Origin of the sequence: Vibrio xiamenensis (assembly GCF_900100015.1) — a bacterium.
In the GTDB taxonomy this organism is placed as follows: Bacteria; Pseudomonadota; Gammaproteobacteria; order Enterobacterales; family Vibrionaceae; genus Vibrio; species Vibrio xiamenensis.
On the sequence record NZ_FNDD01000036.1, the window covers coordinates 1 to 1140 of the forward strand.

Below are 1140 nucleotides of genomic sequence, written 5' to 3' on the forward strand. Positions count from 1 at the left end.
TTCGCCTTATCATCCAGATCAAATGTATCGCTTACCAGCTGTGAAACATCGGTGTGTTTAATTTTATCGACTATATTGGACGATTTTGATGCAAAGTCATCGGCATCAGAAAAGCAGCCGGAACATAAAGTGACCAAGAAACATGCCAGCATTCTCTTCATATCAAACACTTCATTTATAAATACCAATAGAATATTCAATAACCAAAATATTTTTTCCTATTGGATATTTGTGTTTCTTTATCTGGATAAATTTGAATCATATAAGATATCTCTGGTTTTGAACCAAAAAAAGCATTATAAGCAATTGATGCTTGGTTACCTTCCAATGAACTCGTTCTTATAGAATTAAAATGTCCGCTATGTGTTAAGCCCTGTGAATAATCTAATACATTTGACTTTGGAGTATGACTATCTACTATTGCACCAAAAAAATTAATAGCATAACTTGCTGACATGGTATTAAAAACATGGCTACTTCGTTTTTTATCAAAATCAAATTCAAAATTTTTCAAATGTGAGCTCAGCATCACTCGAACCACCCTAACATATCGCCCAAAAGGATCTTTTAAACTGCCTTTATCATCATTATTCCAATTAGATTTTGGATCTCTATCATTTAATAGCAGTTCTATGTCTAGGCCTAACTTAGGATAGATAAAACGATCTTCAGAAAATCCCCCAGCAAAATTATCCCTTCCTCCTTGTATATAATCATCACCAAGTACTTCTATCCAATCTTTAAACGGCATATCAAAACTTAGCGTTTTACCATCAAAGGTAATGTTATCTTTGGTCACCACTAAACGTACAAGAAGAGAGCTAGTATTCGCTTTATCATCCAGATCAAATGTATCGCTTACCAGCTGTGAAACATCGGCACTTTTGATTTTCTCGACTACATTTGACGATTTTGATGCAAAGTCATCGGCGTCAGAAAAGCAGCCGGAACATAAAGTGACCAAAAAACATGCCAGCATTCTCTTCATATCAAACACTTCATTTATAAATGCCAATAGAATATTCAATAACCAAAATATTTTTTTCTATTGGATATTTGTGTTTCTTTATCAGGAGTAATTTGCATCATATAGGAAATTTCAGGCTTTGAACCATAAAACTCATTAAATGATATATACGC

1 protein-coding gene is annotated in these 1140 nt (G+C 33.4%); it reads right to left on the reverse strand.

All coding sequences use genetic code 11. The features are described 5' to 3' along the window. Window positions 1-196 precede the first annotated feature (196 nt). Window positions 197-988 (reverse strand): DUF7738 domain-containing protein, encoded by a 792-nt coding sequence (locus tag BLS03_RS21830; protein WP_093278936.1) that lies wholly within the window; start codon window positions 986-988, stop codon window positions 197-199. Between the last annotated feature and the right edge of the window lie 152 nt (window positions 989-1140).